General features: G+C 65.4%; 8 protein-coding genes. 5 read left to right on the forward strand and 3 right to left on the reverse strand.

Going from position 1 to position 8,355, the window contains the following annotated elements; genetic code table 11:
* Entirely contained in the window at positions 1–747 is a 747-nt protein-coding gene (locus CAG29_RS27730) for a DUF2063 domain-containing protein (RefSeq protein ID WP_085695441.1), read from the reverse strand.
* On the reverse strand, positions 734–1,579 hold the full coding sequence (locus CAG29_RS27735; RefSeq protein WP_085586705.1) for a DUF692 domain-containing protein: 846 nt from the start codon (positions 1,577–1,579) through the stop codon (positions 734–736). The genes CAG29_RS27730 and CAG29_RS27735 overlap by 14 nt, the downstream gene beginning before the upstream one ends.
* Before the next feature lie 351 nt (positions 1,580–1,930).
* On the opposite strand from CAG29_RS27735, the gene CAG29_RS27740 reads away from it, so the two are divergent.
* Entirely contained in the window at positions 1,931–2,977 is a 1,047-nt protein-coding gene (locus tag CAG29_RS27740) for a class I SAM-dependent methyltransferase (protein ID WP_085633885.1), read from the forward strand.
* A gap of 204 nt (positions 2,978–3,181) precedes the next feature.
* Positions 3,182–3,976, forward strand: coding sequence for an NAD-dependent protein deacetylase (locus CAG29_RS27745; RefSeq protein ID WP_139831409.1), 795 nt, complete (start codon positions 3,182–3,184; stop codon positions 3,974–3,976).
* Between the two features lie 187 nt (positions 3,977–4,163).
* Here CAG29_RS27745 and CAG29_RS27750 read toward each other — a convergent pair whose 3' ends face one another.
* Positions 4,164–5,072: a LysR family transcriptional regulator gene (locus tag CAG29_RS27750; RefSeq protein ID WP_085657153.1), complete on the reverse strand. Its 909-nt coding sequence runs from the start codon at positions 5,070–5,072 to the stop codon at positions 4,164–4,166.
* 174 nt (positions 5,073–5,246) lie between these two features.
* On the opposite strand from CAG29_RS27750, the gene CAG29_RS27755 reads away from it, so the two are divergent.
* The 3 genes from CAG29_RS27755 to CAG29_RS27765 are packed head-to-tail and all read left to right on the forward strand — an operon-like array spanning position 5,247 to position 7,828.
* Positions 5,247–5,945 carry a CoA transferase subunit A gene (locus CAG29_RS27755; protein ID WP_085586701.1) on the forward strand — a complete coding sequence of 233 codons (699 nt, stop codon included), beginning with the start codon at positions 5,247–5,249 and terminating at the stop codon, positions 5,943–5,945.
* A gap of 24 nt (positions 5,946–5,969) precedes the next feature.
* The gene (locus tag CAG29_RS27760; RefSeq protein WP_085586700.1) at positions 5,970–6,635 is read left to right on the forward strand and encodes a CoA transferase subunit B; all 666 of its coding nucleotides are present in this window, start codon (positions 5,970–5,972) and stop codon (positions 6,633–6,635) included.
* A gap of 11 nt (positions 6,636–6,646) precedes the next feature.
* Positions 6,647–7,828, forward strand: a complete 1,182-nt coding sequence (locus tag CAG29_RS27765) for an acetyl-CoA C-acetyltransferase (RefSeq protein WP_085695442.1) — start codon at positions 6,647–6,649, stop codon at positions 7,826–7,828.
* Positions 7,829–8,355: the final 527 nt, after the last annotated feature.

Below are 8,355 nucleotides of genomic sequence, written 5' to 3' on the forward strand. Positions count from 1 at the left end.
TCAGTTCCCCACCACACCGTCGTCATGCAACTGGCGCAGCAGCGCCTGTCCGCTGTCCAGAAACGCCGTAGTCACAGGCAACCCGGCTTCGGCCGCCAGCGCCCCGAGGTGTTCGGCCCCGATCATCTGCGGCCATTCGCCGATCCGTTGCAGCAGACGCCAGGCCAACGGGCTCAGCTCGGAAAACCTCACGCTGAAGTCTGCCGTGCGCCTGACCAGCAACAGGGTCGGCTCGGCGGGCGGCGTGGCCGGTCGATGATCCGGCCCCAGCTTCTGCACCGGCCAAGCGTAGGCCAGCGGCCAGGCAAGTGGCGACACCTGCAACGGCCGGGTCAGCAACGAGGCGCCGTCGTTCGGCGGCAAGGGCTGCGCATCGGACTGCTGCAACACCATCTCCACCCATTCGTAATGGGCCAGTTCCACCAGGAACCCCGGCCACTGGCCTTCGCCCGGCTCGTCCGCGCGATCGGCGAGGTAGCCGACGAACGCTTCGGCGATTTCACCGAACTTCGGCGTCTGCGCGCGGTGATCCCGCAGAAAGCCGCGGACCAATGTGCGCCAGGCGTCCTGGCCGATGATCCGGATCAGCACCGGAAAGGTGCCGCCCAGCAACTGCGAAACATTGTTGAACACCAGGTCGCGGTACACCTCGACCCGCGCCGCCTTCATGCCGGGCGGAGGCGACTGGTTGTCCGGATCCCGCAGGTAGCGGGTCAAGGCCAGTTGTTGCCGCTCAAGGCTGTCCATGCTGACCTCCTTCGGCTTGCAGGCGGCGGATGGTCCGCAACTCAGCCACCAGGTCGGAGAACGCCGGGAAGTTGAAGTCCCGTTCAAGCAAGGTCGGCCGCGCACCGAAACGGGCATAGGCTTTGGCCAGCAGCGCCCACACCACCGGTTTCACCGGGGCGCCGTGGGTGTCGATCTTCAGCGTGTCGGACTCATCGAAATGCCCGGCCACGTGCATGCCGACCACCCTGCCCGGCTCGATGGCATTCAGCAGGGTCAGCGGGTCGAACCCGTGGTTGACCGAGTTCACGTAAACGTTGTTGACGTCCAGCAGCAGGTCGCAGTCGGCCTCGCGCAGCACGGCGTTGGTGAAGGTCGCTTCGTCCATGTCCTGCCGGGGGGCGGCGTAATAGGAAACGTTTTCCACCGCCAGCCGCCGGCCGAGGATGTCCTGGGCCTGGCGGATCCGTGCGGCGACGTGGTGCACCGCCTCTTCGGTGAACGGCAGCGGCAGCAGGTCGTAGAGGTGGCCGTCGTCGCTGCAGTAGCTCAGGTGTTCGCTGTACAGCGGCACGTCGTAGCGGTCGAGGAACGCGCGCACCTCGTGCAGGAAACCGGTGTCCAGCGGCGCCGGGCCGCCCAGGGACAGCGACAGGCCGTGACACGACAGCGGGTAGCGCTCAGCCAGTTCGCGCAACGCCGCGCCATGGGCGCCGCCGACGCCGATCCAGTTTTCCGGCGCGACCTCAAGGAAGTCGAAATCGCCGGTGCGGGCGGATCGCAGGTCTTTGATCAGGCCACGGCGCAGGCCGAGCCCGACACGGGGCGGTACGGTGGGATGTTGAGTCTGCATGGGCAAGGTCTCGGTTGAGGCGCCGCCGGAGATGGCGGCTGACCTGTCCAGTAGGCGCCCTGGCTGTATCGCGGCTGTGTGGCCGGCCGGGTGAAGGTCGACGGTTTTGTATCGCGAACGGGGCCATACACACTGGGATACACGCCGGCGGTGGGTCCCGGGGCAGAAATCCGATGTCCGCCATCGGTTCGGGGTGAGTGTTTTGCCATCACGGGACTAGACTCAAACATTACCCAGTCGAGGGGGCCGCAGGGCGCCGCTTGCGCCCGATTCCATGACCACCGCCCGGTGGCGATCGCCTCGACGCCCGCACAGCCGCCGGAGCGTGATCCTGCAACAGGAGCACCTGTGATGGACGAGGCCAGACTCAACGAGTTCATGGGCAAACTGGTCAACGACATGGGCGGCGCGGCGATGCTGGCCAATGTCATCGTCGGCGAAGAGCTCGGCCTGTACCGGGCGATGGCCGACAGCCAGCCGATCAGCCCGGAAACCCTCGCCGAAAAGACCGCCTGCAACACCCGCCTGGTGCGCGAATGGCTCAGCGCCCACGCCGCCTCCGGCTACATGGAACACCTGGACGGAAAATTCCGACTTCCCGAAGAACAGGCCCTGGCCTTGGCCATCGAAGATTCGCCAGTGTATGTCGCCGGCGGCCTCGGGGTGGTCGCGTCGTTTTTCCACGACAAGGACAAACTGGTCAAAGCCATGCGCGGCAACGGCGCCCTGCCCTGGGGCGACCACCACCCGTGCATGTTCACCGGCACCGAGCGGTTCTTCCGCCCAGGCTACAAGGGGCACCTGATCGCCGAGTGGCTGCCGGCGCTGGACGGCGTGGTGGCCAAGCTTGAGGAAGGCGCCAAAGTCGCCGACGTCGGCTGCGGCCATGGCGCCTCCACGGTGATCATGGCCCAGGCCTACCCCAATTCGCGCTTCGTCGGTTTCGACTACCACGCGCCCTCGGTGACCGTCGCCACCCAACGCGCCGAAGAAGGCGGGGTCAGCAGCCGGGCACGGTTCTTCCAGGGCACGGCGAAAAGTTTTCCCGGCGACGACTACGACCTGATCTGCTACTTCGACTGCCTGCATGACATGGGCGACCCGGTCGGCGCGGCGCGTCACGCGTATGACTCGTTGAAGGACGACGGCACGGTCCTGCTGGTCGAGCCGTTCGCCAACGATACGCTGGACGACAACATCAACCCGGTCGGCCGGTTGTTCTACGCCGCCTCGACGTTCATCTGCACCCCGAACTCGTTGTCCCAGGAAGTCGGCCTCGGGCTCGGCGCGCAGGCCGGCGAGCTGCGTTTGCGCAAGGTGTTCAGCGAGGCGGGCTTCAAGCAGTTTCGGCGGGCCACGCAGACGCCGTTCAACCTGATTCTGGAGGCACGCAAGTAACGCGGCGGGGTAAGGGAGCGTGCTCCCGACGGTGCGCAGGCCCCAAAACACAGAGGCCTGCTGCGCAATCCGGCGGGAGCAAGCCCCCTGGCCATGGCAGGTGCTAATCTGCATGCACCTTCTGCCTGCGGAGCTTCGGTCATGACCGACCGTTCCTGTCCCGACCGTTCCAACCCCGACGCCTTCACCCATTTGCTGGAAGCCATGGCCGGCGGCGACTTCGTGGTGCTCACCGGCGCCGGCATCAGCACCCCGTCCGGCATCCCCGACTACCGCGACAGCGACGGCGTGCGCCGTGGCCGCCAGCCGATGATGTATCAGGAGTTTCTCGCCGCCCCCGAATCCCGCCGCCGCTACTGGGCCCGGGCCATGCTCGGCTGGCCCCGGGTGCGCCAGGCCCGGCCGAACGTGGCCCACGAGGCGTTGGCCGACCTGCAGGAGCGCGGCCTCATCAACGGGGTCATCACCCAGAACGTCGACACCCTGCACGACCGCGCCGGCAGCCGCGACGTGATCGAACTGCACGGCAGCCTGCACCGGGTGCTCTGTCTGGACTGCGGCCGGCGCAGCGAACGGGACTCGGTCCAGCAATGGATGGAAACGCAGAACCCTTACCTTGCCGGCGTCGATGCGGTGCAGGCGCCGGATGGCGACACCCTGCTCGACCCGGCCTTCGAGGCACGGTTCCAGATGCCCCGCTGCCCCCATTGCGACGGCGAACGGATGAAGCCGGACGTGGTGTTCTTCGGCGAGAACGTCGCCCAGCCCACGGCGGCGCAAGCCATGGCGGCGGTGGAACGGGCGGCCGGGATGCTGGTGATCGGATCGTCCCTGATGGCGTTTTCGGCCTTTCGCCTGTGCCGGGCGATCGCCGACCGGGGCAAGCCGCTGATCGCGATCAACCTGGGCAAGACCCGGGCGGATGAATGGCTGGACCTGAAGATCGAAGGTTCGTGCGAAGTGTTGTTGCCCCGCTTGGCGAAATGCCTGGCCCCATGACGGCTTTTGTGGGAGCCAGCCTGCTGGCGATGGCGGTGGATCAGGCACCGGAGATGCCAGCTGTGCCGGCCTCATCGCTGGCAAGTCGAATCGTCGCACCGCAGCTCCCACAGGTTTCGGTGGAGGGCTCAGACCCTGTCATCACCCCGGATCCCTGTGGGAGCCAGCCTGCTGGCGATGGCGTCCTTCAAGGCTCCGCAGGGCCCAGGCGCTGGCCGAGGTTTTCCTGGCGCAGGATATCGAACAGTGCCTGCGCCGCCGCCGACAGTTCGTTGCCCGGCTCGGTCAGCACACCGATGGCCCGCTCCACCACCGGTTCGCGCAAGGTCAGGCAGCACGCGCCCAGTTCCTGCATCTGCACCGCGCACAGGGCCGGCACGGCGCTGACGCCCAGGCCGCTGGCGACCATCCTTCCGACCGTCGCCAGTTGATGGCTTTCGAACTCCACCGGGAGTTTCATGCCCCGGGCCTGCAAGTGCTCCTCAAGCATCACCCGCACCGTGGACGGTCGCTGCAACGTGATGAACGGTTGCTCAAGCAAGGTCAGCCAGTCGATTTCCTGGCGCCCGGCCCACGGCGAATCCTGGGGCACCACCGCCACGAAGCGGTCGGTGTACAGCGGCGTGAAGCTCAACGACGTGCTCTGCATCGGCTCGAACGCCACCCCGAGTTCCACCTGACGGTCGCGCACCATCTCCAGCACCTGTTCGTTGACCACGTCGTTGACCGTGACATTGACGTTCGGGTAACGCGCGCGGAAATTCTTCAGGATCGGCGGCAGCAGGTTGCCGGCGAACGACGGCATCGCCGCCAGCGTCACCCGCCCCCGTTGCAGGCTGAAGCGTTGGCGCATTTCGTCTTCGGCGTTGTCCCAGTCGGCGATCAGGCGCCGGGCCAGCGGCAGCAGGGATTCACCCTCCGGGGTCAACGCCACGTTGCGGGTGTTGCGGCTGAACAGGCGTCCGCCCAGCCCCTCTTCCAGCGCCTTGATGGTCAGGCTCAGCGCCGACTGCGACAGGTGCAGGCGCTCGCAGGCCACGGCGAAACTCAGGCTCTGGGCCACGGCGAGGAAGGCGCGGATCTGTTTGATGGTCATGGTCGCGTTGCTCCAGTTGTAAGCCGCAAGCGTTAAGCTGCAAGACGGGGACGGTGATTAATTGAGTTTTATCAATCAATCCACCCTAAAAATCAACTTAACAAATATATCGTCCGGCGAGACACTCCAACCATTCGGCTAGCCAGCCGCCTACCAACAATAAAAGAGGTGCCTATGGCAGGTTTCGACAAGCGCGTGTACTCCTACGAGGAGGCTCTGGCCGGCCTCAAGGACGGCATGACCGTGATTTCCGGCGGCTTCGGCCTGTGCGGCATCCCCGAAAACCTGATCGCCGAGATCAAGCGCAAGGGCACCCGCGACCTCACCGTCGTCTCCAACAACTGCGGCGTCGACGGCTTCGGCCTCGGTGTGCTGCTGGTGGACCGGCAGATCCGCAAGGTGGTGGCCTCCTACGTCGGCGAGAACAAACTGTTCGAGGAACAGCTGCTCAAAGGCGACATCGAAGTCGTCCTCACCCCGCAAGGCACCCTGGCCGAGAAAATGCGCGCCGGCGGCGCGGGCATCCCGGCCTTCTTCACCGCCACCGGCGTCGGCACCCCAGTGGCCGAAGGCAAGGAAGTGCGTGAGTTCCACGGCCGCAAATACCTGATGGAAGAGTCCATCACCGGCGACTTCGCCATCGTCAAAGGCTGGAAGGCCGACCACTTCGGCAACGTCATCTACCGCCACACCGCCCAGAACTTCAACCCGCTGGCCGCCACCGCCGGCAAGATCACCGTGGTCGAGGTCGAAGAGATCGTCGAACCCGGCGAGCTGGATCCGTCGCAGATCCACACCCCCGGCATCTACGTCGACCGGGTCATTTGCGGCACGTTCGAAAAACGCATCGAACAGCGCACCATCCGCAAATAACTCAGGCTGACGGAGAACAAGAACATGGCACTTACCCGCGAACAAATGGCTCAACGCGTCGCCCGCGAAATGCAGGACGGCTTCTACGTGAACCTCGGCATCGGCATCCCGACCCTGGTCGCCAACTACATCCCCGAAGGCATGGAAGTCATGCTGCAATCGGAAAACGGCCTGCTCGGGATGGGCCCTTTCCCGACTGAAGACACCATCGATGCCGACATGATCAACGCCGGCAAACAGACCGTGACCGCGCGGATCGGCGCGTCGATCTTTTCCTCGGCCGAGTCCTTCGCGATGATTCGCGGCGGTCACGTCGACCTGACCGTGCTCGGCGCGTTCGAAGTGGACGTGCAAGGCAACATCGCCTCGTGGATGATCCCCGGCAAACTGGTCAAGGGCATGGGCGGCGCGATGGATCTGGTGGCCGGCGCCGACAACATCATCGTCATCATGACCCACGCCTCCAAGGACGGTGAGTCCAAGTTGCTGAGCCAGTGCAGCCTGCCGCTGACCGGCGCCGGGTGCATCAAGCGCGTCCTGACCGACCTCGCCTACCTTGAAATCGAAAATGGCGCTTTTGTCCTCAAGGAACGCGCACCTGGCGTCAGCGTCGAGGAAATCGTCGCCAAAACCGCTGGTAAACTGATCGTCCCGGATCACGTACCGGAAATGCAGTTCGCTGCCGAGTGAGGAATTCGAAAATGCAAGACGTCGTCATTGTTGCCGCCACGCGCACCGCGATCGGCAGTTTCCAGGGGGCGCTGGCCACCGTCTCCGCCGTGGATCTGGGCGCGGCGGTCATCCGCCAGCTGCTTGAGCAGACCGGTCTGGACGGTGCCCAGGTCGATGAAGTGATCATGGGCCAGGTGCTGACCGCCGGCGCCGGCCAGAACCCGGCGCGCCAGGCCGCGATCAAGGCCGGCCTGCCCCACGCCGTGCCGGCCATGACCCTGAACAAGGTCTGCGGCTCGGGCCTCAAGGCCCTGCACCTGGGCGCCCAGGCGATCCGCTGCGGCGACGCCGACGTGATCATCGCCGGCGGCCAGGAGAACATGAGCCTGGCCAACTACGTAATGCCCGGCGCCCGCACCGGCCTGCGCATGGGCCATGCCCAGATCGTCGACACCATGATCAGCGATGGCCTGTGGGACGCCTTCAACGACTACCATATGGGCATCACCGCCGAAAACCTGGTGGACAAGTACGGCATCAGCCGCGAGCAGCAGGACGCCTTCGCCGCCGCTTCGCAGCAGAAAGCCGCTGCAGCCATCGAGGCCGGCCGCTTCGTCGATGAGATCACCCCGATCCTGATCCCCCAGCGCAAAGGCGACCCGGTGGTGTTCAAGACCGATGAGCAACCGCGCGGCGACACCACCGCCGAATCCCTGGCCAAGCTGCGCCCGGCCTTCAAGAAGGACGGCAGTGTCACCGCCGGCAACGCATCGTCGCTCAACGACGGCGCCGCCGCCGTGATCCTGATGAGCGCCGAAAAGGCCAAGGCCCTGGGCCTGCCGGTGCTGGCGAAAATCGCGGCCTACGCCAACGCGGGCGTCGACCCGGCGATCATGGGCATCGGCCCGGTCTCGGCCACCCGCCGCTGCCTCGACAAGGCCGGCTGGTCGCTGGATCAGCTGGATCTGATCGAAGCCAACGAAGCGTTCGCGGCCCAATCGCTGGCGGTGGCCAAGGACCTGCAATGGGATCTGGCCAAGGTCAACGTCAACGGCGGCGCCATCGCCCTCGGCCACCCGATCGGCGCATCGGGCTGCCGCGTGCTGGTGACCCTGCTGCACGAAATGCTCAAGCGCGATGCGAAGAAAGGTCTGGCGACCCTGTGCATCGGCGGCGGCCAAGGTGTGGCGCTGGCGCTGGAACGGGCGTAAGCCAAAAGCCTTCATCAGCGGTCGGCGAATCCACGACATCCGTCGCCCTCTGGCAACAAACCCGGCACGGCTTGCGTCGTGCCGGGTTCTTTTTTGCCTGGGCTCAGGGGAAACCGTTCAACATCGTCGGTGACTGACCCACCGCCATCGCCAGCAAGCTGGCTCCCACAGGTTTTTGCGATGATCTGCCATTTCTGCGTACACCGCCGGCCCCTGTAGGAGCTTGCCTGCAAGCGATGGCGGCATATCAGGCAATGAAGATGTCGGGTGTGCCGACCTCATCGCCAGCAGGCTGGCTCCCACAGGATTCTGCGTTGGGCTGCCATTTCTGCGAACGCCGCCGACCTTTGTGGGAGCTGGCTTGCCAGCGATGGCGGCATGTCAGGCAACGAGGATGTCGGCTGTGCTGGCCTCATCGCTAGCAAGCTAGCTTGTATGTTTAGACTTGAAGGGGTGGGCGGGACTAAAAGCAAGAATCCGACTCTAGCCAGTACGGACCGTGGGAGACTTCTCGTCCCGCCCTTTCT

It is taken from the genome of Pseudomonas sp. B7(2017) (assembly GCF_002112745.1).
Lineage (GTDB): Bacteria > Pseudomonadota > Gammaproteobacteria > Pseudomonadales > Pseudomonadaceae > Aquipseudomonas > Aquipseudomonas ekonensis.

Coding starts and splice junctions, on each gene's coding strand:
- CAG29_RS27735 (WP_085586705.1), bottom strand. CDS start 1,579: ATGCAGACTCAACATCCCACCGTACCGCCCCGTGTCGGGCTCGGCCTG.
- CAG29_RS27730 (WP_085695441.1), bottom strand. CDS start 747: ATGGACAGCCTTGAGCGGCAACAACTGGCCTTGACCCGCTACCTGCGG.
- CAG29_RS27765 (WP_085695442.1), top strand. CDS start 6,647: ATGCAAGACGTCGTCATTGTTGCCGCCACGCGCACCGCGATCGGCAGT.
- CAG29_RS27745 (WP_139831409.1), top strand. CDS start 3,182: ATGGCCGGCGGCGACTTCGTGGTGCTCACCGGCGCCGGCATCAGCACC.
- CAG29_RS27755 (WP_085586701.1), top strand. CDS start 5,247: ATGGCAGGTTTCGACAAGCGCGTGTACTCCTACGAGGAGGCTCTGGCC.
- CAG29_RS27740 (WP_085633885.1), top strand. CDS start 1,931: ATGGACGAGGCCAGACTCAACGAGTTCATGGGCAAACTGGTCAACGAC.
- CAG29_RS27760 (WP_085586700.1), top strand. CDS start 5,970: ATGGCACTTACCCGCGAACAAATGGCTCAACGCGTCGCCCGCGAAATG.
- CAG29_RS27750 (WP_085657153.1), bottom strand. CDS start 5,072: ATGACCATCAAACAGATCCGCGCCTTCCTCGCCGTGGCCCAGAGCCTG.